A 22,361-nucleotide genomic window follows, 5' to 3' on the forward strand; every position below is an offset into this window, starting at 1 on the left:
CGTCACTTGGACCGGCCGTGCTGGGCCGCGGTGAGCCTTTCCAGGATCGGCACGACGTCGTTGGGCGTGGGCATCCCCAGCGTCTCCCGCCGCAGCCGTTCCGCGTTGCCGGCGAACGACGGGTCCTCAAGCACCCGGACCAGCCGGTCGCGCAGCGTGCCGGCGGTCAGGTGGTCGGCGTCGGCGACGTACACGCCCGCCCCCTGGTCCTCCAGCCCGTTGGCCATGAGCACCGGCCCCCACCACTTCTCCGCCCAGTAGATGTTGGGCACGATGAGCTGCGGCACCCCGTGCTCCAGCGCGGAGGCGAAGGTGCCGGCGCCGCCGCTGTGCACGATGGCCGAGCAGGTGGGCAGCAGCACGTTCAGGGGCACGAAGTCGTGGACCCGCACGTTCTCGGGCACGTGGGTGACCGACCGCAGTTGCGTGGCGTCGAGTGCGGCGATCACTTCGACGTCGAGGCCGTCGACCGCCGCGAACAGGTCCGCGGCCGAGGCGACGACGCCGAAGTCGCGCTCACGGTGGGAGAGGCCGAGCGTCACGCAGACGCGCGGACGCGTGGGCGGCCGGTGCAGCCACTTCGGCACCGACGACGGGCCGTTGAAGGCCATGTGCCGCATCGGGAGGTAGTGGATGCCCGGGGGCCGCCAGACCCAGGTCGGCATGGGGAAGATCGTCCACTGGCCGAGGGCGGTCTCCTCGTCGAAGGCGCAGCCGTACCGCGCCAGGACCGGCTCCAGCCACTCGCGCAGGGGGTCGGTGCGGGCCTGCGGCGGCTGCCCGTCCCAGATCGGACGGCAGGCGGCGCGCAACTGCCCCAGGCCGTCCGCGCCGAACAGCATCCGGGCGTGGGCCGCGCCGCACGCCCGCGCGGCGACGACGCCGGCGAAGGCGAAGGTGTCCCAGACGACGAGGTCGGGCTCCCAGTCGCGGGCGAACTCGACGAGTTCCTCGATCACCGCTTCGGGGTTGAACAGCGCCCGGCATCCCCCCACGTGGGCGCCGAGCTCCGCCAGCGGGTCGTCGCGGGCGTAGTCGGTCTGCACCGGCAGCCCGGGACCCGGGTTCCTCGGGTCCGCCGGGTTCTCCTGCGGCTCGGCGGCCGACATCTGCGTGTTCAGGTCCACGCCCCGGCCGACCGGTACGGCCGTCAGCCCGCAGCGCATGATGTCGTCGGCCATGTCCGGCTGGGCGGCGACGCGCACGTCGTGTCCCGCCGTACGCAGGGCCCAGGCCAGCGGCGCCTGCACGAACAGATGCGACCGGAAGGGGGCGGTGGCGAAGAGAACGCGCATGTCGGTCCTTCCTGGAGACGAGCGGGCCTGGTGACGGGCGGGTGGCCCTCGGCCCGAAAAACGGGCACGTTGTTCCACGATTTTCCGGAGGTGTCCGGCCGCGCATCTTCCAGAATGCGCACCGCCCGCGCGGCGGACCGTTTCAGGGCGAGGTCCGGGCCGGAACGGCACGTCAGAAGTAGCCGCACCGGGCCGGCGCTGCGAATAGTGGGAAACAAGCCGGCCGTTCCCGGAAACGGCGGAGACGGCCGGCTGGAAATGCCGGCGAACCAGTTCGGGAGGCGACGAGATGCACCCCGTAGTTCACGAGCCCGTGATTTACGACTACGACGCGGCGCGCTTCGATTTCGGGGACATCCTCCGGAAGATCTACGACGTCGACGACCTGGCCCGTCTCCGCCCGGAGGGCGAGCTCGAGGTCATGACCTGGAGGACCGACCAGTCGACCGACTTCCACGCGAAGTTCTACGAGGCGTTCGAGGCGGAGCTGAAGCCCCTCTACCGGGAGTTCGTCGCGGCGTTCGTCCCCGGCGTCCTCGGCACCGAGGAGTTCTGCTTCCAGCGGGTCCCGACGTTCCGGGTGCACTTCCCCGGCAATGTGGCGGTGGGCGACTTCCACCGGGACCGCGACTACAACCACGGAGACGGCGAGGTGAACTTCTGGGTTCCGTTCACCCCGGCCTACGACACGAACTCCGTCTGGATCGAGCGGGAGCTGGGATCGGGGGACTACCGCCCGATGACGCTGGACCCCGGTCAGGTGCTGGTGTTCGACTCGGTCGACTGGAGCCACGGAAACAAGATCAACGAGACGGGGTCGACCCGGGTGAGCTTCGACTTCCGGTGCATCCGGCTGTCGGACTACAACCCCTCCACTCTCCGTACGGTGGACGCCAAGCGGGGGCTGTGGATCGGCGACTACTTCGACGTGCTATGACCGACGTGCTGTGACCCCACGTCGGCGGCACAGAAGAGGGCGGCGCCCGGCCGACCGGCCGGCCGCCGCCCTCACGTCTCCCCGGTCATCCGGCCGGGGCCGCCTGGGCCGGGGTCACTTGGGGAGCCGGACCGACAGGGTGTGCCGGAAGACGTCGCGGGGGTCGTAGCGCTTCTTGATCTTCTGCAGCCGGGGGTGGTTGCCCTTGTAGTAGAGGGTCTCCCAGGAGATGCCCGACGTGTTCCACTTCGGGTCCGCCAGGTCGGCGTCCGCGTAGTTGATGTAGCTGCCGGCGTTCACCGGTCCGTCCACGGGCACGCCGCCGGAGTCGGCGTACACGTCCCGGTAGAAGTCCCGCATCCAGCCGATGTGCCGGGCGTCGTCGTCCGGTGAGGCCCAGCCGCCGGTGGTGAAGTAGGCGCGGAGGATCGCGTCGCGGGTGGCGGTCGCCGTCGCGTCGGAGGCCACCGCGTTGATCCGCCCGCCGTAGCCGGTGAGGCTCAGGTTGGCGCCCGGGTTGGTGTAGTCCTCGCGGCTGAGATGCCGGTAGACGGCGGCGATCTGGCGGTCGGTGAAGCCCTTGCGCAGGTCGGCGGCCTTGTTCTTGGACCGGCCCGCGGGTTCGTTCACCCAGTTCGCCTCGTCCAGGTAGGGGAGCAGCTCCAGCGTGTCGGACGCCGGCTCGATGCCGATGCCCGCCGTCACCGCCTTGGCGTGCGCGGCCATCAGGCTCTCCACGCCCGCGACGCCGGCGTCGCCGCCCACGATGAAGCCGAGCTGCCCGGCGGAGCGGTGGCTCGCCAGGAGCACCCCCCAGAGAGCGGCGTACGGTGAGCTCGGCGCGCTGTTCGCCTCGTACCAGTCGCAGTAGTTGCGCAGGAGCCGGGAGAAGGTCTTCTCGTCCATCGACTCCCACGGCCACATGACGATCCTCCTGCGCATGGCGGCCGGGGCCTTCGGCAGCAGGCGCGCCGGGTCCGTGCCGTCGGCGCCCGGGGAGCCGTCTGGGGCGCCGTCTGGGGCGCCGTCTGGGGCGCCGTCTGGGGAGCGCAGCCAGAATCGCGTCACGACGCCGAAGTTGCCGCCGCCTCCGCCGGTGTGCGCCCACCACAGGTCCCGCTCGGGGTCCCCGGCGTCGCGCGTCGCCACGACCACCCGGGCCCGGCCGGAGGCGTCGACGACCACGACCTCCACGGCGTACAGGTGATCGGCGGCCAGGCCGTACCTGCGGGAGAGGAAGCCGTAGCCGCCGCCCGTGATGTGGCCGCCGACCCCGACCGAGGGGCAGGAGCCCGCGGGGATCGTCACGCCCCAGCCCGTGAAGAGCGCCTTGTAAACCTGTCCCAGGGTGGCGCCCGCTCCTACGGCGAAGGCCCTGCGCCGCTCGTCGTAGGTGACGCCGGACATGGGCGACAGGTCGATCAGCGTCTCGACCTCCGGCGACGCGGTGAAGTTCTCCAGGCAGTGCCCGCCGCTCCGTACGGCGATCCGCCGGCCCGTCGCCACCGCCCGGCCGACCACCTCGGCGACCTGCTCGGCCGAGCCCACCACCTGCACGGATTGGGGCCGGCCCCGGAAACGCCGGTTGTGGCTGAGCAGCAGACTGTCGTAGCGGGGATCGCCGGGGCCGATGACGACCGGTCCGAAGGGCCGTTCACATCCGTCCGCGGGCGGGGCGGCCCGCGCCGGGCGTGCCACGGCGGGCACGCCCGCCGCCGACATGAGCGCGGCGGCTCCGCCGACGGTGGCGCCGGTCAGGAAAGCACGACGTCCCAAACCCTCCACAGCCTGTCTCCTCTCCGCGGCGCCTCCCGGCAGCGCGTCCAGACGGGCGCCTCCTGGAGCCGCCTCACTCGCACGGGACGGCACGAACGCGGCGTGCCGTCGCGGCACCATCATGATCATTTACGTTGTGGGGGCGCATCTCCTGAATTGCGGTCTTGCACAGCCGAAACCGCCCGCGTGAAAGCGAGTGCCACGCGCTCGCTCCGGTGGGCCATGTCACTTCGCGCCGGAGTGACCGTGCCGGACGACGACGTTCGCCAGGCCGTCGCTTCGGCCGCATCGGCGCTCCGGCCAGACCCCGGAGCGGGACGCGGGGCGGCCGTCGGACGGGGACCGGTCCCCGGGCGGGCGATGTGGGCGGGGAGGGCCGCACTTCAGAAGAGGCCCGGGGCGGGCGCGGGCGGTCATCCTGAGGACGTGGGTGGTCGCGACGCCGATCCCACCAGGTCGGCGGCGACGTCCTTCCACGCAGTGTCCGGACCTGTGCCCGCAGGGACCGGCCTGAGTGTTCCGGCACCGTGTTCCGGCACCGTGTTCCGGCACCGTGTTCCGGACCTGTGTCCCGGACTGTGTCCGGATGCGTGCCCGGAGCTCTGCCCGGACGTGTGCCCACAGGGACCGGCCCGAGGTCCCGGCACTGTGTTTCGGGCCTCTGCCCGGGCCTCTGCCCGGGCCTGTGCCCGGCCCGCCCGAGGCGGTGCGGATGGCGTTCGCCGGTCCGGGAGTGCCCTGATCACCGCGAGACCGTGACGAGGAGACGACGATGGCGCGTAGCGGCATCACGCATGATCCGCTCCGGGCCGCCGCACCGGCGGCGACCCCCGCACCGGCCGGAGGCCGGTTCCCGCCCTCGCGGGCACTGGTCGCCGTGCTGAGCGGCCTGGCCGGCTTCCTGCTGACCGTGGTCTGGTCGGCCGAGTTCGTCGACCGGACCATCGGCGGCAACGTGGCCGGCTCGCTGCTGGGCCATCCGGCGCTGGAGACGCCGATCACGGGGGTGGTGGCCGGGACGGTCTTCGCCTTCGTCTCCGGCCTGGCCGGCACGTTCACCGCCTGCAACGTGGCCGTCTTCGGCGCTTTGGCGCCGATGCTGGACGGGGCCGGCGGCCGGAGGCGCCGCCTGCTGCTCGCGCTCAGGCCGCTGGGATGGCTGGCGGCGGGCATGCTGACCGTCTCGGCCTGCTACGGCGCGGTCGTCGGGTTCGTGGGCACGCGGATGCCGCAGTTCTCGACCACGCAGAACGCGGCGGGCGGGCTGTCGGCCCGGACCATCCAGTCGATGGTCATCTTCGGTCTGATCGGCCTGTCGATGACCTACCTCGGGCTCGCCGCGCTCGGCATCGTGCCCGACCCCTTCGATCGGATCTCCCGGCGTTTCCCCCAGGCGCGGGTGGTCTTCATGGGAGCGCTCGTCGGCGGCTTCCTGATCGGGCGGCCGTTCCCGCTGTTCCGGCACCTGTTCAGGGACGCGGCGGAGAGCGGCAACCCGCTGTACGGCGCGCTGGCCTTCGCCCTGCAGTCGATCGGGAACATCGCCGTCATGGCCCTGCTGTTCCTGATCCTGGTCTACTTCGCCGGAGGCCGGTTGAACCGGTGGCTGACCGCCACGCCGTACCGGCTCGCGGTCGTGACGGCGGCGCTGCTGATCGTCGCGGGTGTCTTCACCTTCCTGTACTGGGACGTCAGGCTTCTCGCCGGGCGTGGGGTCATCCCGTGGTACCCCACCGCTCCCTGGGCCTGACGGTGATCCGGCAACAGGGCAATCCGGGAGATGCGCCCCAAATCAGCACGGACAAGGATGAGAACGTCACTTTCCGTCAAGGACAGAGGATGAGGGAGGACCGATGCCGACCGCTTTCGGCTCGCTGCGCAGGCTTCTGCTGACGCCGTCGCTTCGGGACGTCACCTTCGAACGGCGTGGATTCCCGGTCACGGCCACGGACGCGACCCGGCGGCTCGAGGCCGTCCCGCAGTCGGTCGTCTGCGGCTTCGAGTGGGGGATCGACGCGCAGGACCAGTGGGAGGTCGAGCGCCGGCTCGACCTGGTGGAGCCCGAGATGCGCGGCTTCGCGTACGAAGGCGCGACGATGGCCTTCACGATCCTCGACGCGATGGGCCCGCGGCGTGGCGACCGTACGCGCCGCCTGCTTCTGGGGCCGGGACGGCCGCACATCTTCCTCGCCTACATCGGCATCGGGTTCGCCATGGCGCGCCTGCCGAGGCAGCTCTGGAAGAAGGCGGTCCCGGACCTGACCGGGTCTCCGTACCACCCCACGATGAGCTGGCTCGCGGTGGACGGTTTCGGGTTCGACCGCGCCTACTTCGACACCCGGCGCTGGGTCGACCGCCAGGAGAGACCGGCCCCCTATGCGTGGGAGGGCTCGCCCGGCTACTTCCCGCGGGCGGTGGACCAGGGCATCGGCCGGGCGCTGTGGTTCATCCACGGCGCCGTCGCCACGGAGGTGGCCGTGGCCGTGGGCCGCTTCGCCTCCGGCAGGCGGGCCGATCTGTGGAGCGGCGTCGGGCTCGCCGCGGCGTTCGCGGGCGGATGCGACCCGGCCGGCCTGGCGCAGGTGCGGCGGCTGTCCGCCGAACACCACGCCGACCTGGCCCAGGGAGCGGTCTTCGCCCTCAAGGCCCGCCACTACTCGGGGTGCGTCCCCGCGCACACGGCGGCGGCCGCCGAGGCCTTCGCCGGGCTCTCGGTCGAGAGAGCCGTCGCCCTCGCCGACGACTGCGCCGTCGATCCCGGCACCAAGGGCGAGGTGCCCTCGTACGAGCTGTGGCGGCGCGGGGTGCGCCACCACTTCGCCGCCCCCGCCGGCGTCTCCCGGTCCGCGTCCTGAGGTCTCGCCCCAGGTCTCGTGAGTCTCGTGACGTCTCCTGACGGAGTCTCCGGACCGGCGCCCAGGCACCGGCACCGAGATGTCGGCGCCACGCCCAGGTGTGGGCAACGCGGCTCGATGTGACCGGCGTCCCGGGTCCGCCCCGGGACGCCGGTCGCATCGCCGGGTCCGCCGGCGGACGAACTACCCCGGCGCGGTCCGCGCGGGTCCTTTCCCAGCGAATCCCCCGGCGAATGCCCACCGGCGAGCCCCAGGGCGGATATCACGGCGTGCCCTACGAACGGCGTACGCCCTGACGGCGCGGGCGGGATCGATGCTTTCCCGATCGCCGTCCCCGCATCGCCGTGCCCGCGTCTCCGGGCCGGACCTCGGTGCCGCTCCGCCACGCCCGGAAACCGCCCGGAAAAGGGTCATCCGGATTACCGGTTGCGACTGAATACATTCTTCCGGCGTGCTCGACAGCCATCTCACGTTTAATATGCCGTCCCGGCCCTCCGCACATTCGGAGATGACAGCGGTTCGGCCGCTCTGCTTACGCTGACGTGGATTACGAGAATCTGCACGCCGGAAATCAGAGGATGGCGGGAGGACGAGTTGACCAAGGCAGCACGGGCCCTGAGGCGTCGCATGCTGACGCCGAACGTTTCGGCCACAAGACTCGACATACGCGGTTTTCACGAGAAAAACCCAGCCGCCCGCGATCTTCTGGAGACGATCGGCCGGGTGTTTCTCACAGGTTTCGCGGACGCCGCCGAGGCGCGTTATCCGGCGGACGCGGAAATTCGACTGGAAGAGATTCCGGACCGGTTCCGGGGATTCGCCTACGAAGGCGCCGCGATGGGGTTCGCCGTCGTCGACGCGCTGTCCCCCCTGGGCGGCCGGCGGATCGCCCGCTTCCTGGAAGGACGCGGGCGCGACCACGACTACATGGTCTACGTCGGCGTCGGATGGGCGATGGCGCGGGTCCCGAGGTTCCGCTGGCCGCACGCGGAGGAGATGGACCCTCTGCTGAAGTGGCTCGCGCTCGACGGCTACGGCTTCCACCAGGCCTACTTCCACACGCGCAGGTACGTCCACGAGCAGTACCAGGACCCGCGGTTCCCCTGGCCCGGGGGAGCCGGCCGGGCGTACGCCCCGCACGCGATCGACCAGGGCATCGGACGGGCGCTGTGGTTCGTGGGCGGCACCGACGTCGACCAGGTCGCCACGCTCATCGAGAGGTTCCCCGAGCACCGGCGGGCCGACCTGTACAGCGGCACCGGGCTCGCGGCCACGTACGCGGGCGGCGCCGACGAGGCGGAGCTGCGCTCGCTGGCGTGGCGCGCCGGGGAGTACCGGCCCCAGGTCGCCCAGGGTTCCGCGTTCGCGGCCGAGGCCCGGATCCGCGCCGGTCTGATCGTGCCCCACACGGGCGTCGCCACGGCGGTGTTCTGCGACACGACGCCGGAGGAGGCGGCCCGCGTCTCCCGTGTGGCGCGCCCCGGTGACGACGAGGCCAGGCGGGATCCCGCGGCCTACGAGATGTGGCGCCGGCGGGTCGCGGACAGCTTCGCCGAGTCCGGAAGGGTTTCACGATGACAGGGACACTCAGCCGGCTGCGCGGGCAACTGCCGGGAATCGTCGCGCTGGCCGTCATGGTCGTCGGCTTCCTGGTGGTCCGCCCGCCCGTGCCCTCCGCCGCCGAGACGGCGAGCGTGGCGCAGAGGTACGCCTTCGCGCCGATGTCGATCGGGATGCCGAGCGGATATCCCGAGCAGACGATCCGCAAGGTGAACAAGGACTACGCCGACATCGACGCCTGGATCTCCTCCGTCGGGGCCGGGATAGCGATGAACGACCTCGACGGCGACGGCCTCGCCAACGACCTGTGCGTCACCGACCCGCGCATCGACCAGGTGGTCGTCACCCCCGTCCCGGGAGCGCGCTCCGGCCGGTACGCGCCGTTCGCGCTGGACCCGCGCCCGCTGCCGATGAACCACGCGATGGCCCCGATGGGCTGCGTCCCCGGCGACTTCAACGAGGACGGCAGGATGGACCTGCTCGTCTACATGTGGGGCCGCACCCCGATCGTCTACCTTGCCAAGGCCGGCGCCCAGACCGGCGCCGACGCGAAGACCGGCGCCAAGGCCGATGCCAAGACGGTCACGGCCGGCGCGAAGGCCGGCGCGGACGCGCTGACCGCCCAGGCGTACGTGCCGGTCGAGCTGGTCCCCGGCTCGGGCACGGGCACGTACACGGGACCGCAGTGGAACTCCAACACGGCCGTCGTGGACGACTTCGACGGTGACGGCCACGACGACATCTACATCGGCAACTACTTCCCCGACGGGCCGGTGCTCGACGACACCGTCAGCGGTGGCGTGTCGATGAACCGGTCGCTGTCCAACGCGATGAACGGCGGCGCGGACTTCGTCCTGCGGTGGACCGGAGCCACCGGCGGCTCCCGCCCGTCGGTCTCCTTCCAGTGCGTCGAGAACGTCCTGCCCGAGGACGTCTCCAAGGGCTGGGTGCTCGCCGCCGGAGCCAACGACCTCGACGGCGACATGCGGCCGGAGCTGTACCTCGCCCAGGACCACGGCAGGGACGCCCTGCTCCACAACCAGTCCACCCCGGGGAAGATCCAGTTCACTCCGGTGTCGGGCGTGCGCACGCCGATGACCCCCAAGTCCAAGCGGATCGGCGCCGACTCGTTCAAGGGCATGGGCGTCGACTTCGGCGATCTCAACGGCGACGGCGTCTACGACATGTTCGTCAGCAACATCACCACCTCCTACGGCGTGCAGGAGAGCAACTTCCAGTACATGTCGACCGCCCGTGACACCTCCGCCGTACGGGCGGACCTGGCCGGCGGCACGGCGCCGTGGGAGGACCGCAGCGCCGAGATGGGCACGGCCTGGTCGGGCTGGGGCTGGGACGTCAAGATGGCCGACTTCGACAACAGCGGCCGGCTCGCCATCGTGCAGGCGGACGGGTTCGTCAAGGGCCAGACCGACCGGTGGCCGCAGCTGCAGGAGCTGGCCGCGGCCAACGACCTGGTGGTGGAGCACCCCTGGCTGTGGCCGAACGTCAGGGCGAACGACGACATCGCCGGCCACCAGACGCTGAACTTCTTCGCCAGGCGCGACGACGGCGGGTACGCCAACGTGGCCGGGGATCTCGGCCTGGCCGTGCCGACGCCGACCAGGGGCATCGCCACCGGGGACGCCGACGGCGACGGCCGGCTCGACTTCGCCGTCGCGCGGCAGTGGGGCGAGCCCGTGTTCTACCACAACCAGAGCCCCTCCACAGGCTCGTTCCTCGGGCTGCGGCTGACCCGCGACCCCGCGCCGGGCTCCGCCGGGTCCGCGCAGGGGACGCCGGACGGCCCGGGGACGCCGGCGGTCGGGACGCAGGTGACCGTGACCACGCCCGACGGCCGCAGGCTCGTCTCCCGGGTCGACGGCGGCAGCGGGCACTCGGGCAAGCGCAGCAGCGAGGTGCACGTGGGCCTGGGCCAGAACGTCTGGGAGCCCGTGCAGGTGCGGCTGTGCTGGCGCGACGGCACCGGCGAGATACGCGAACAGGAGCTGTGGCTGCGGCCGGGATGGCACTCGCTGCGCCTCGGCACGCAGGCGAAGGAGAGGCAGGCGGCATGACCACCCAGACCAGCACACCACCCCGGCACGATCCGAAGGTCATCACGGCGCTGCGGCGCTTCGCCATCTCGATCTCGGTGTTCAACGCCCTGGGCTACACCGTCCTCGGCTTCGAGCAGCCATGGTTGTGGCCCTTCATCGCCCTCGCCACCGGCTACACGGTCGAGATCACGCTGGAGACGCTCGGCGCCCGGGCCGAGGGACGCCGGCCCCGCTTCGCCGGGAACGGCGTGCGCGGCCTGGTCGAGTTCCTCTATCCGGCGCACATCACCAGCCTCGCCGTGAACATGCTGATCTACGTCAACGACCAGGTCCAGGTGATGATGTTCGGGGTGGTCGTCGCCGTCGGCGCGAAGTGGGTGCTGCGGGCGCCCGTGCGCGGCAGGCTGCGCCACTTCATGAACCCCTCCAACCTCGGCATCGCGGTCATCCTGCTGCTGTTCCCGTGGGCCAGCATCGCGCCGGGCTACCACTTCACCGAGCGTGTCGGCGCCCCGTTCGACTGGCTGATCCCGGCCATCATCCTGGTCGCGGGCACGATGATCAACGCGAAGCTGACCGGCCGCATGTGGCTGGTCGCCGGTTGGGTGAGCTTCTTCGCCCTGCAGGCGGTCGTCCGCGGTCTCGTCTTCGGCACGGCGATCCCCGGCGCGCTCGCGGTGGTCACCGGGGTCGCGTTCGTCCTCTACACCAACTACATGATCACCGACCCCGGCACCACGCCGTCGCGGCCCGCCGCGCAGTTCGCCTTCGGGGCGGGGGTCGCGACCGTCTACGGGATCCTGACCGCGATCCACATCGCGTACGGCCTGTTCTTCGCCACCGCGGCGGTCTGCCTCGTCCGCGGCACGTACCTGTGGGCGCTGCACGTCTCCGAGCGGGCCAGGCTCCGGCGGGAGGCGCAGGAGCGCGCGGCCGCCGAGCCGGCCGTCCCGAGCGTGACGCCCGGCACCCTGCAGCCCGACGCCAAGCAGCCCGTCGCCAACGGCCGGAAGGCGGTGCCGGCATGACGAGGATCGCGATCGTCGGGATGGCCTGCCGCTATCCCGACGCCACCTCCCCGGACGAGCTGTGGGACAACGCGGTGGCCGGACGCCGCGCCTTCCGCCGCCTGCCCGACGTGCGGATGCGGCTGGAGGACTACTGGGACCCCGACCCCGCGGCCCCGGACCGGTTCTACGCCCGCAACGCCGCGGTCATCGAGGGCTACGCCTTCGACCGGGTGGCTCACAAGATCGCGGGCAGCACGTACCGGTCCACCGACCTGACGCACTGGCTCGCGCTCGACGTGGCCGGCGCGGCGCTGGCCGACGCCGGGTTCCCCGCCGCCGAGGGGCTGGCCCGCGAACGCACCGGGGTGGTGGTGGGCAACACGCTCACCGGCGAGTTCGTCCGCGCCAACCAGATGCGCCTGCGCTGGCCGTACGTGCGCCGTCTGCTCGCCGCGGCGCTGAAGGAGCAGAGCTGGGACGACGACCGGCTCGCGGGGTTCCTCGGCGAGTTCGAGGCGGCGTACAAGAGGCCGTTCCCGCCGGTGGACGAGGACACCCTCGCGGGCGGCCTGTCCAACACGATCGCCGGCCGCGTCTGCAACCACTTCGACCTCAAGGGCGGCGGCTACACCGTCGACGGCGCGTGCTCCTCCTCGCTGCTGTCGGTGGTGACCGCCGCGAGGTCGCTGCTCGAAGGCGAGATCGACATCGCCGTCGCCGGGGGCGTCGACCTGTCCATCGACCCCTTCGAGATCATCGGGTTCGCCAAGACCGGAGCCCTCGCCCGCGAGGAGATGCGGGTGTACGACCGCCGCTCCAACGGCTTCTGGCCGGGCGAGGGCTGCGGCATGGTCGTGCTGATGCGGGAGCGGGACGCCCTGGAGGCGGGGCACCGCGTCTACGCCACGATCGCGGGCTGGGGCGTGTCGTCCGACGGCCGGGGCGGCATCACCCGCCCGGAGCTCGACGGATACCGGCTGGCGCTGCGCCGCGCCTACGAGCGCGCGGGCTTCGGCGTCGAGACGGCGGCGCTGTTCGAGGGCCACGGCACGGGCACGGCGGTCGGCGACGCGACCGAGCTGAAGGCCCTGTCGACGGCCAGGACGGACGCCGACCCGGCGGCCCCGCCCGCCGCGATCGGCTCGGTCAAGGGGATGATCGGCCACACCAAGGCGGCGGCCGGGGTGGCGGGCCTGATCAAGGCCGCGATGGCGGTGCACCACCGGGTGCTGCCGCCGGCCGTGGGCTGCCTGGAGCCGCACGAACTGCTCACCGAGGAGGGCGCGGCGCTGCGCGCCCTGCGCGCGGCCGAGCCCTGGCCCGAGGACGCGCACCTGCGCGCCGGGGTCACGGCCATGGGCTTCGGCGGCATCAACACCCACCTGGTCCTGGACGGCGACGGCGTTCCCGAAGAGAACGGCCCGCGCCGCCGCTCCGGCTTCGACTCCCTCACCCGGGCCGTGGCGGCCTCGATCCAGGACGCGGAACTGCTGCTCGTGGACGGCTCCTCGGCGGAGGAACTGGGCGACCGGCTGACCCGTCTGATCGACTTCGTGCCGGGGCTGTCCTACGCCCAGCTCGCCGACCTCGCCGCCGTGCTCCAGGGCGAGCTGCGCGACCTGCCGTACCGCGCGGCGGTCGTCGTCTCCTCGCCGGAGGACGCCGAGCGCCGGCTGCGGCGGGTGCGCGAGGCCCTCTACGCGGGTCAGACGTCCCTGTACGCCTCGGACGGCCGCACCTTCCTCGGCCGGGTGGACGGCCCCGCGCGGGTCGGGTACCTGTTCCCCGGCCAGGGCTCGGGCACCGGAACCGGCGGCGGTGCGCTGCGGCGGCGGTTCGCCGAGGTGGACGAGCTGTACGGCAGGGCGGCGCTGCCCGCGACCGGCGACACGGTGGCGACGGCGGTGGCCCAGCCCCGGATCGTGACCGGGTCGGCCGCGGGCCTGCGGGCGCTGTCGGTCCTCGGCGTGGACGCGGTCGCCGCGGTCGGCCACAGCCTCGGGGAGATCACGGCGCTGCACTGGGCCGGCGCCATGGACGAGGAGACCCTGCTGAGGGTGGCCCGCGCCCGTGGCGGGGCCATGGCCGAGCACAGCGCCGAGGGCACCATGGCGGGCGTGGCCGCCCCCGGCGACGTGGTCGAGGGCCTGGCGGGCGGCATCCCCGTGGTGATCGCCGGATACAACGGGCCGGGCCAGACCGTGGTCGCGGGCTCCGTCGAGGCCGTCGAGGCGTTCGGGCGGGCCGCCGAGCGCGCCGGGGTGACCTGCACGCGCCTGCCCGTCTCGCACGCGTTCCACTCCCCGCTGGTGGCGCCGGCGGCCGACGCGTTCGCCGAGTGGCTCGCCGGAGCGGAGTTCGGGCCGGTCACGCGTACGGTCGTCTCGACCGTCACCGGCGAGGCGCTGCCGCGTGACACCGAGGTCGCGCCGCTGCTGCGCCGCCAGATCACCAGCCCTGTGCGGTTCGCGCAGGCGCTCGCGTCGGTGCGGGACGTCGACCTGCTCGTCGAGGTCGGTCCCGGCCGGGTGCTCAGCGGGCTGGCCTCGGCGATCACGGACGTCCCGGCGGTCGCGCTGGACACCGACGACGAGTCGCTGGGCACGCTGCTCGGGGTGGCGGGCGCCGCCTACGTGACCGGCGCCCCCGTCGTCCACGGAGCGCTGTTCGAGGGCCGCCTGGTCCGCCCGCTGGAGATCGGCGCGGAGTTCACGTTCTTCGCCAGCCCGTGCGAGCAGGCTCCCACGGTCGGCGTCCCGGAGAGCCCCCGGCCGTCCTCCGCCGACGCGAGCGGCGAGGACGCGACCGGCGGCGACGGCGAACCCGCCGACCCCTCGGAGTCGAGCGCCGGCCTGCTGCGCTCCCTCGCGGCCGAGCGCGCCGAACTGCCGCCGGACGCCGTGGGAGACGACAGCCGCCTGCTCGACGACCTGCACCTGAGCTCGATCACCGTGGGCCAGATCGTCAACCAGGCCGCCAAACGACTGGGTATGCCCCCGGTCGCGATGCCGACCAACTTCGCCACCGCGACCGTCAGGGAGCTCGCCGAGGCCCTCGACGAGCTCGCCGGAACGGGCCAGGAGAGCGACGCGCGGCCGGCGCCGATCGTGGCGGGGGCCGCGCCCTGGATCCGGCCCTTCGCCGTCGATTTCGACCCGGCGGAGCCGCCGGCCCGCCCGGCCCGCGAGGCGGACGGCCCGTGGACGGTCCACGCGCCGGAGGGGCACCCCTTCGCCGCCTCCCTCGGCCGCGCTCTGGAAGGTGCGGGAGCCGGCGCCGGCGCCCTGGTGTGCCTGCCGCCGGACTGCGCGGAGGAGCACCTCGAAGCGGCGCTGGAGGGCGCGCGGGCGGCCCTGGCCGGCCCGTCCGGCGGCCGGTTCGTGCTGGTCCAGCAGGGCCGGCGCGGCGCGACCGGGCTGGCGAAGACGCTCCGGCTGGAGGCGCCCCACCTGCGCGTCACCGTCGTGCGCCTCCCGGACGACCACGAGACGGGCCACCACGCGGCGGACGGCGTTCCGGTGGACGGCACTCTGACGGATCGGATCGTCACCGAGGTGGCGGCGACGACGGACTTCACGGAGGTCTGCTACGACGCGGGCGGAACCCGGCGGGTGCCCACGCTGCGGGCCATGCCGGTGAGGTCCGAGGCCGTACGGCACCCGATCGGCGACGGCGACGTGCTGCTCGTGACCGGCGGCGGCAAGGGCATCACCGCGGAGTGCGCCCTGGCCCTGGCCACCGGCAGCGGCGCCCGCCTGGCGCTGATCGGCCGCTCCGACCCCGAGCAGGACCACGAGCTGGCCGCCAACCTGAGCCGCATGACCGAGGCCGGCGTGACCGTCTGGTACGGCCGGGCCGACGTCACCGACCCCGGCGAGGTGCGGGCGGCGGTCGCGGAGGCCGAGCGGGCGCTCGGCCCGGTGACCGCGGTGCTGCACGGCGCCGGACGCAACGAGCCCGCCGCGCTCACCGGCCTGGACATGACCGCCTTCCGCGACGCCCTGGCCCCCAAGGTGGACGGCCTCAAGGCGGTGCTGGACGTGGTGGACGCCGGGCGCCTGCGGCTGCTGGTGACCTTCGGCAGCATCATCGGCCGGGCCGGGCTGCGCGGCGAGGCGCACTACTCCACGGCCAACGAGTGGCTGGCCGCCCTCACCGAGGACCTGGCCGAGCGGCACCCCGGCTGCCGGGCCCTCTGCCTGGAATGGTCGGTCTGGTCCGGCGTGGGCATGGGGGAGAGGCTGTCGGTCGTCGAGTCACTGTCGCGCGACGGCATCACCCCTATCCCGCCGACGCAGGGCGTCGAGATCCTGCGCAGGCTGGTGGCCGACCCCGCCGCGCCGCCGGTGGTGGTGATCAGCGGCCGCACCGAGGGCATCCGCACCGTACGGTACGACCTGCCGCCGCTGCCCCTGCTGCGCTTCGTGGACCGGCCGCTCGTCCGCTACCACGGCGTCGAGCTGGTCACCGAGACGGAGCTGAGCTCCGGCACCGATCCCTACCTCGACGACCACCTGCTCGACGGCAACATGCTGTTCCCGGCGGTCTTCGGGATGGAGGCCATGGCCCAGAACGCCGCCGCCGCGACCGGCCGGACCACCACACCGGTGATCGAGGACGCGGAGTTCCTCCGGCCCGTCGTGGTGCCGCCCGGCGGGTCGACGAAGATCCGCATCGCCGTCGCGGCCACCGGTGACGACGTCGTCGAGGCGGTGATCCGCAGCGAGGAGACCGGCTTCGCCGCCGACCACTTCCGCGCCCGGCTGCTGTTCACCGGGGAGCCGGTCCCGGACGGCCCGCCGTACCCGGTCGGGGACGACGTGCCCGAGGTGCGGCTGGACCCGGCGGGCGACCTGTACGGCGGCCTGCTGTTCCAGGGCCGCAGGTTCCAGCGGCTGCTCGGTTACCACCGGGCCGCGGCGCACGACGTCGACGCCGACGTGGCGGCCGTGGCGGCGCAGGACTGGTTCGCCGGGTTCCTCTCCGGCGACCTGCTGCTCGGCGACCCCGGCCTGCGCGACGCGCTGATGCACGGCCTGCAGGTGTGCGTCCCGCACGCCACGCTGCTGCCCGCCGGGGTGGACCGCATCCATCCGCTCGGCGAGGTGCCCACCGGCGGCAGGCTGCGGCTGCGCGCCGCCGAGCGCTACCGGGACGGCGACCTGTACGTCTACGACGTCGCGGTCCGCACGGACGCCGGCGAGGTCGTCGAGCGCTGGGAGGGGCTGCGCCTGCGGGCGGTGCGCAAGGGAGACGGGCGCGGCCCGTGGCCGGCGCCGCTGCTCGGCCCCTACCTGGAGCGCACCGCCGAAGAGCTGCTCGGCGTCGCGGCGGCGGTGGCCGTCGAGCCGGACCCGCCGCGCGAGCAGGCCAACGCCAACGGAAACGGCAACGGGACCGCCAACGGAAACGGAAACGGCAGCGCCAACGGAAGCGCGAGCGCCAACGGCGACGGCACCGGCCGCGGGGCCTTCACCGAGCTGGCGGCGGGCCGGGTCCTCGGCCGCCGGGCGGAGGTGCGCCACCGCCCCGACGGCCGGCCGGAGCTCGGCGGCGAGACCGGCGGCCCGGCGATCTCGGCCTCCCATGGGGCCGACGTCACCCTCTGCGTCGCCGGGGACGGTCCGGCGGCCACCGTGGCCTGCGACGTCGAACCGGTGGCGGAGCGGCCCGCGGAGGAATGGCAGGCCCTGCTCGGCCCGTACGGGCGCCTGGCGGGGCTGGTCGCCGACGAGACGGGGGAGGGGCGCGACGCCGCCGCCACCCGCGTGTGGGCCGCCGCGGAGTGCCTGCGCAAGGCGGGCCTGCCCGCGGACGCGCCGCTCACCCTGGCGCCGCCGGAGGCGCCGGACTGGACGGTCCTCGTCTCCGGCGGCCTGCGGATCGGGACGCTCGTCACCACCCTGCGCGGCGAGCCCGGCCCGGTCGTGTTCGCGGTGCTCGCCGAAGGGCGGAGATAGCGATGGACGACGACAAGGGGAACGGGATGGAGACCTACTTCGAGTACCGGCACACGGTCGGCTTCGAGGAGACCAACCTCGTCGGGAACGTGTACTACGTCAACTATCTGCGCTGGCAGGGCCGCTGCCGGGAGATGTTCCTGAAGGAACGCGCCCCGGCGGTCCTGGAGGAGCTGCGCGACGACCTCAAGCTGTTCACGCTCAGGGTCGACTGCGAGTTCTTCGCCGAGATCACGGCCTTCGACGAGCTCTCCATCAGGATGCGCCTGGTCGATCTGGCGCAGACCCAGCTCGAGTTCGCCTTCGACTACGTACGGCAGGACCCGGGCGGCGGGGAGACGCTGGTCGCCCGGGGCCGGCAGCGGGTGGCCTGCATGCGCGGGCCCAACAGCCGCACCGTGCCCTCCCGGGTGCCCGAGTCGCTCACCCGGGCGCTCGACCCGTACGCGCACCCGGCGCCGGCGCCGGCGCTGGCGGGGAGGGCCTCATGAGCCGCGAGACCATGCCGTCCCCGCGCCGCGAGACCGCGCCGTCCCCGCGCGGGGCGGACGGCAGGGGGCTGCGTGAGGCCCTCGGCACCTTCGCCACCGGCGTCACCGTCGTGACGGTCGGCGGCCCGCACCCGCACGGCATGACGGCGAACTCCTTCACCTCGGTGTCGCTCGACCCACCGCTGGTGCTGGTCTGCGTCCGCCGCGACGCCGTCATGCACGAGCGCCTCGCCGCAGCGCGCTTCTTCGGCGTGTCGGTGCTGGCCGCGCACCAGGAGGACCTGGCGCGGCACTTCGCCAACCACTGGCGTTCGCTGGGCGGCGCCCCGTTCGACGCCGCGGAGTGCCTGCCGGGCCCGCGCACGCGGGTGCCGCTGATCTCCGGCGCGCTCGCCCGGTTCGAGTGCGCGCTGTGGCGCAGCTACGACGGCGGCGACCACACGATCTTCCTGGGAAACGTGCTGTCCCTCGACGGAACCGGCGACCGTGACGCGCTGCTGTTCCTGGGGGGCCGTTTCCGCCGGCTGATGCCCGAGCACAGCGAGGTGACCGCATGACCGCCACGACCCGCCTCCAGCACGGTCACCGGCAGGGCGCGCCCGCGGGCGCCCCTCCGGGCCGTACGCCGCCGGGGCCGTCCCTGTGGGCGACGCCCGGCCTGCTGCGGAAACTGGCCGTGGACCGGCTCGCGCTGATGACCACGGCGGCCCGCTACGGCGACGCGGTCCGGTTGCGCATCGGGCCGCGCTCGCTCTACTTCTTCAACCATCCCGACCACGCCAAGCACGTGCTCGCCGACAACAGCGCCAACTACCACAAGGGCATCGGCCTGACGCAGGCCAAGCGAGCGCTCGGCGACGGGCTGCTGACGAGCGAGGGCGAGCTGTGGCGCGAGCAGCGCAGGACGGTCCAGCCCGCGTTCCAGAACCGGCGGATCGCCCTGCAGGCCGGGGCCGTCGCGGCGGAGGCCGCGGCCCTGGTGGGCCGGCTGCGCGCCCGCGAGGGCCGCGGGCCGGTGGACGTGCTGCGGGAGATGACCGGCCTCACCCTCGGCGTCCTGGGACGCACGCTGCTCGACGCCGACCTCGGCCCGTTCCGCTCGCTCGGGCACGCGTTCGAGACCGTGCAGGACCAGGCGATGTTCGAGATGGTGTCGCAGGGCATGGTGCCGACGTGGGTGCCGCTGCCCAAGCAGTTGCGGTTCCGCCGGGCCCGCGCCGAGTTGCAGCGGGTCGTCGACCGGCTGGTCGCCGACCGCTCGACCGGCCCGGCCGGCGGTGAAGACGCCCTGTCCCGCCTGATCGTCTCCGCCCGGGAGGAGGCCGATCCCCGGGTCGGCCGCAAGCGGCTGCGGGACGAACTGGTCACGTTGCTGCTCGCCGGGCACGAGACGACGGCGAGCACGCTCGGCTGGACATTCCACCTGCTGGACCGGCATCCCGAGGTCAGGGACCGGGTGCACGCCGAGGCGCGGGACGTCCTCGGCGACCGGCTGCCGGAGTACGAGGACCTGCACCGGCTGCGGTACACCGCCATGGTCGTGGAGGAGGCCATCCGGCTCTACCCGCCGGTGTGGATCCTCACCCGGCAGGTGCTCCAGGACGACGAGATCGGCGGCTACCACGTGCCGGCCGGCTCCGACGTGCTGGTCTGCCCGTACACGCTGCACCGGCATCCGGCGTTCTGGGACGCGCCGGAGCGGTTCGATCCCGGCCGCTTCGACCCCGAACGGCGCGACGACCGGCCGCGCTACGCCTACATCCCGTTCGGCGCGGGCCCCCGGTTCTGCGTGGGCAACCACCTCGGCATGATGGAGGCCGTCTTCGTGGTCGCCATGGTGGCCCGGGACCTCCGGCTGACCGGGCTGCCGGGCCACGCGGTGGTGCCCGAGCCGATGCTCTCCCTGCGCGTACGCGGCGGGCTGCCGATGACCGTGCACGCCGCCTCCCGGGACTCACGGGCGAAGAGCCGGGGCTGACGGGAGACCGGCCGCTTCACACACGTGACGACGACCCCCGGCCCGGGGTCGTCGTCACGTGTTCTCGGCGGTGTTCTGGGCGCGGAGTCACACGGGCTCAGCCGGCGGTGGCCTGGAGCGCCGTCCGGCGGGCGTCGAGAAGGGCCAGCAGCACGGGAGGATCGAGGTCGCGCATGGGCCGCAGTCTCAGGCGCACCGGCGCCATGCTCACGCCCGGCCGCACGGTGATCGGCCCATAGGCGGCGACGAAGGGCGGCAGGTCGTCGATGTACTCCTCGCGCCCGCCGGTGACGGACTGGGCCAGCAGGTGCCACGAGCCCTGCGGGACGTCCTCCAGCACGAACGGCTGGGGGTGGTGCAGGACCCGGCACCGGACCGGCCGCCCCTGCGGGATGGCGTCGGGGAACAGGCCGACGAAGATCGTGCGTTGCCCGGGGACCTGCGGCGAGGAGATCTCCCCGCGGAGGGCCACCCGGTGGGAGCCGGGGCGGCGCTCCTCCGTCGGGATACGGGAGGCGACCCCGCCGACCTGGCGGTAGGTGCTGGGGCAGAGGCCCACGCTGCTCTTGAACCGCGAACTGAAGGTGCCCACGCTGGTGTAGCCGACCCGGTTGCTGATCTCCGTGACGCTCAGCGTGGTCGAGAGCAGGAGCCGCTTCGCCTCCTGCAGCCGGATGGCGGACAGGAACCGCCCCGGGGACACGCCCGTCACCTGCTGGAAAACGCGGGTGAAGTGAAACTTGCTGAACATCGCCGCGCGGGCAAGGTCGTCGATGGTGAGTGGTTCGCCGAAATTCTCCCTGATGGATCTGACCGCGCGCCGCACGGCCTGTTCTCTGCCGTCGTTCATCGAATTCCTTCCCGGAGTCGCGGGGTGCCGCCGTCCCGCCGCGAGAGACACGACGGCAGGACGGCGTAATTCCTGTAGCAGTCGGGATCAGCAGATCCGAGATGAAGGGAGGAGCGCGAGCCCCGGCACGGTGCCTGTCAGCGCCCAGGCCCGGTCGTTCTCCGACCTGCGGGCCGGCCGGTCGCACTCCGATATGCGCCGCAGCCCGGAGCAGGTGTTGTCAAGGTTGTCAAGCGCATGAATCAAGGCTAGCAGCTGCGTATTCTCAGTCAATCGGCCGCGTTTGAACGCGACCCGCCCGTGAAGCGCGGCAGGCGGTCACGCGATCGGCACACCGCGATAAACGGCAGGCGGAAAGACGGACCGGTCCGGAAAACGGGCAGCCGTCATCGGCACACGATGTGGCGGGCGAATTCCGCCTGAATTCGGCGCGCGACGCCGGGCGCCTATTCGGTCGCCGGGTCCCGCTCCGCGACGCGGCGGCGTTCCAGCTCGCGGGCGAACTCGGCCCAGCTGGCGGCGCACCGCCGGGCGATCTCCGCGACGGCCTCCGCGCAGTGCGCGGGAACGGCGTCGACCAGCCGGGCCCAGTCCTCGACGGCGATGGACCGGCCCTGCAGAAGCCGGAGCAGTTGCCGGCCCGGGTCGGTGTGCCGCAGCGCCGGGTCCCGCATCAGCCTCCGCAGCAGAGCCGAGTTGTCCCGGGCGGTGGCCGCGCGTACGGCGCGCCCGCCCGCACCCGCGGTAGGGCGGGACGGCTCCTGCCCCCGCCGCCCGCCGCCCCGGCGGCCGGCCGGAACAGGGGCGTCGCCGCGCCGCAGCCGGGCCCTGACGTCGTGGGCCGTGCCGAGGGAGACTCCGGCGATCTTCGCGATCTCCCGCAGCGACGTCTCCGGCAGCTCGCTGATCGCCTCGGCCGCCCGCTTCCTGCCCTCCGTCGCGCTCAGCGGGCGCACGCGCCCGTCGGAGCCGAGCCGGGTGTTCGACTGGGGCGTTTCGCCGGACGAACAGTCGCGCAGCGCGCCCACGGTCTTGGCGGCCAGGCCGGTGCGCGTGGCGATCGCCCGGTCCGACCACTGCGGATAGGCGGCGAGGATCCGCAGCGCGGCGTCCTTGCGGTCGGCCAGTGACAGCGGCAGGCCGTGCGCGACGTTCTCCTCGACCGCACGGACGAAGGCGTCCTCCTCGCTCCCGTCGAAGAAGGTCACCTCGATGTGCCGGCGGCCGTTCAACCGCGCGGCCCTGAGCCGGTGCATTCCGTCGATCACCCGCATCGTGTCCCGGTGCACCAGGATCGGGGGAAGCGGTGTCTCCGTCTGCGCCAGCCGCTGCGCGTGGGCCCGGTCCTCGACGTGTCGCGGTGAGAACCCCGGCATCAGCGCGTCGACCGCGACGACGTGGGTCTCCGACCCTCCGGGGCGCGCTCGCGATCCCATCGTCCAGCACTCCTCCCTTCCGCGCACGAGCCGGACTTCCGAGAGGACCTGGTGGGCGAGCCGCCGGGCAGGCGACGGGCCAGGCCGTTTTGTCAAACATTCGCGCGCGCATGCGAGCGCGGAGCGGGGACCTCGGCCGGTCGTCCGCTCTTTCTC

Annotated in this window: 14 protein-coding genes; 10 read left to right on the forward strand and 4 right to left on the reverse strand. The window is 73.1% G+C overall.

Annotated elements, in window-relative coordinates; genetic code table 11:
• Positions 1–2: 2 nt before the first annotated feature.
• The gene (locus F5972_RS18430) at positions 3–1,295 is read right to left on the reverse strand and encodes an activator-dependent family glycosyltransferase (protein ID WP_150934792.1); all 1,293 of its coding nucleotides are present in this window, start codon (positions 1,293–1,295) and stop codon (positions 3–5) included.
• A gap of 289 nt (positions 1,296–1,584) precedes the next feature.
• On the opposite strand from F5972_RS18430, the gene F5972_RS18435 reads away from it, so the two are divergent.
• The gene (locus F5972_RS18435; RefSeq protein ID WP_150934793.1) at positions 1,585–2,232 is read left to right on the forward strand and encodes a streptomycin biosynthesis protein StrG; all 648 of its coding nucleotides are present in this window, start codon (positions 1,585–1,587) and stop codon (positions 2,230–2,232) included.
• Between the two features lie 114 nt (positions 2,233–2,346).
• Here the strand turns inward: F5972_RS18435 and F5972_RS18440 are convergent, their stop codons facing one another.
• On the reverse strand, positions 2,347–4,017 hold the full coding sequence (locus F5972_RS18440; RefSeq protein WP_225311614.1) for an FAD-binding oxidoreductase: 1,671 nt from the start codon (positions 4,015–4,017) through the stop codon (positions 2,347–2,349).
• A 763-nt stretch (positions 4,018–4,780) separates the two neighbouring features.
• Between F5972_RS18440 and F5972_RS18445 the strand changes: the two genes are divergently transcribed.
• The 9 genes from F5972_RS18445 to F5972_RS18485 all read left to right on the forward strand — a co-directional run bounded on the left by F5972_RS18445 (position 4,781) and on the right by F5972_RS18485 (position 19,919).
• Positions 4,781–5,758: a hypothetical protein gene (locus F5972_RS18445; RefSeq protein WP_191910193.1), complete on the forward strand. Its 978-nt coding sequence runs from the start codon at positions 4,781–4,783 to the stop codon at positions 5,756–5,758.
• A 103-nt stretch (positions 5,759–5,861) separates the two neighbouring features.
• Positions 5,862–6,863, forward strand: a complete 1,002-nt coding sequence (locus F5972_RS18450) for a DUF1702 family protein (protein WP_150934794.1) — start codon at positions 5,862–5,864, stop codon at positions 6,861–6,863.
• Positions 6,864–7,457: 594 nt separating this feature from the next.
• A complete protein-coding gene (locus F5972_RS18455) occupies positions 7,458–8,441 on the forward strand; it encodes a DUF1702 family protein (RefSeq protein WP_150934795.1) in 984 nt (327 codons plus the stop codon).
• Positions 8,438–10,498 carry a CRTAC1 family protein gene (locus F5972_RS18460; protein ID WP_150934796.1) on the forward strand — a complete coding sequence of 687 codons (2,061 nt, stop codon included), beginning with the start codon at positions 8,438–8,440 and terminating at the stop codon, positions 10,496–10,498. The genes F5972_RS18455 and F5972_RS18460 overlap by 4 nt, the downstream gene beginning before the upstream one ends.
• Positions 10,495–11,508 carry an enediyne biosynthesis protein gene (locus F5972_RS18465; protein WP_150934797.1) on the forward strand — a complete coding sequence of 338 codons (1,014 nt, stop codon included), beginning with the start codon at positions 10,495–10,497 and terminating at the stop codon, positions 11,506–11,508. The genes F5972_RS18460 and F5972_RS18465 overlap by 4 nt, the downstream gene beginning before the upstream one ends.
• The gene (locus tag F5972_RS18470) at positions 11,505–17,450 is read left to right on the forward strand and encodes a type I polyketide synthase (RefSeq protein WP_150934798.1); all 5,946 of its coding nucleotides are present in this window, start codon (positions 11,505–11,507) and stop codon (positions 17,448–17,450) included. The genes F5972_RS18465 and F5972_RS18470 overlap by 4 nt, the downstream gene beginning before the upstream one ends.
• Before the next feature lie 2 nt (positions 17,451–17,452).
• A complete protein-coding gene (locus F5972_RS18475) occupies positions 17,453–17,941 on the forward strand; it encodes an acyl-CoA thioesterase (protein ID WP_225311615.1) in 489 nt (162 codons plus the stop codon).
• Positions 17,938–18,498: a flavin reductase family protein gene (locus tag F5972_RS18480; RefSeq protein WP_150934799.1), complete on the forward strand. Its 561-nt coding sequence runs from the start codon at positions 17,938–17,940 to the stop codon at positions 18,496–18,498. Before F5972_RS18475 ends, F5972_RS18480 begins: the two co-directional genes overlap by 4 nt.
• Positions 18,495–19,919 carry a cytochrome P450 gene (locus F5972_RS18485; protein WP_150934800.1) on the forward strand — a complete coding sequence of 475 codons (1,425 nt, stop codon included), beginning with the start codon at positions 18,495–18,497 and terminating at the stop codon, positions 19,917–19,919. Before F5972_RS18480 ends, F5972_RS18485 begins: the two co-directional genes overlap by 4 nt.
• Before the next feature lie 97 nt (positions 19,920–20,016).
• On the opposite strand, the gene F5972_RS18490 is transcribed toward F5972_RS18485, so the two are convergent.
• Together F5972_RS18490 and F5972_RS18495 are read right to left on the reverse strand one after the other, a co-directional pair.
• Positions 20,017–20,769 carry a helix-turn-helix domain-containing protein gene (locus F5972_RS18490; protein ID WP_150934801.1) on the reverse strand — a complete coding sequence of 251 codons (753 nt, stop codon included), beginning with the start codon at positions 20,767–20,769 and terminating at the stop codon, positions 20,017–20,019.
• 446 nt (positions 20,770–21,215) lie between these two features.
• A complete protein-coding gene (locus F5972_RS18495) occupies positions 21,216–22,205 on the reverse strand; it encodes a ParB/RepB/Spo0J family partition protein (RefSeq protein WP_150934802.1) in 990 nt (329 codons plus the stop codon).
• Between the last annotated feature and the right edge of the window lie 156 nt (positions 22,206–22,361).

Origin of the sequence: Microbispora cellulosiformans (assembly GCF_008728085.1) — a bacterium.
In the GTDB taxonomy this organism is placed as follows: Bacteria; Actinomycetota; Actinomycetes; order Streptosporangiales; family Streptosporangiaceae; genus Microbispora; species Microbispora amethystogenes.

Bases quoted from the DNA above. Each gene is read 5' to 3' on its own strand.
- F5972_RS18430 (WP_150934792.1), bottom strand. From the start codon at position 1,295: ATGCGCGTTCTCTTCGCCACCGCCCCCTTCCGGTCGCATCTGTTCGTG.
- F5972_RS18445 (WP_191910193.1), top strand. From the start codon at position 4,781: ATGGCGCGTAGCGGCATCACGCATGATCCGCTCCGGGCCGCCGCACCG.
- F5972_RS18485 (WP_150934800.1), top strand. From the start codon at position 18,495: ATGACCGCCACGACCCGCCTCCAGCACGGTCACCGGCAGGGCGCGCCC.
- F5972_RS18435 (WP_150934793.1), top strand. From the start codon at position 1,585: ATGCACCCCGTAGTTCACGAGCCCGTGATTTACGACTACGACGCGGCG.
- F5972_RS18460 (WP_150934796.1), top strand. From the start codon at position 8,438: ATGACAGGGACACTCAGCCGGCTGCGCGGGCAACTGCCGGGAATCGTC.
- F5972_RS18470 (WP_150934798.1), top strand. From the start codon at position 11,505: ATGACGAGGATCGCGATCGTCGGGATGGCCTGCCGCTATCCCGACGCC.
- F5972_RS18490 (WP_150934801.1), bottom strand. From the start codon at position 20,769: ATGAACGACGGCAGAGAACAGGCCGTGCGGCGCGCGGTCAGATCCATC.
- F5972_RS18450 (WP_150934794.1), top strand. From the start codon at position 5,862: ATGCCGACCGCTTTCGGCTCGCTGCGCAGGCTTCTGCTGACGCCGTCG.
- F5972_RS18465 (WP_150934797.1), top strand. From the start codon at position 10,495: ATGACCACCCAGACCAGCACACCACCCCGGCACGATCCGAAGGTCATC.
- F5972_RS18475 (WP_225311615.1), top strand. From the start codon at position 17,453: ATGGACGACGACAAGGGGAACGGGATGGAGACCTACTTCGAGTACCGG.
- F5972_RS18480 (WP_150934799.1), top strand. From the start codon at position 17,938: ATGAGCCGCGAGACCATGCCGTCCCCGCGCCGCGAGACCGCGCCGTCC.
- F5972_RS18495 (WP_150934802.1), bottom strand. From the start codon at position 22,205: ATGGGATCGCGAGCGCGCCCCGGAGGGTCGGAGACCCACGTCGTCGCG.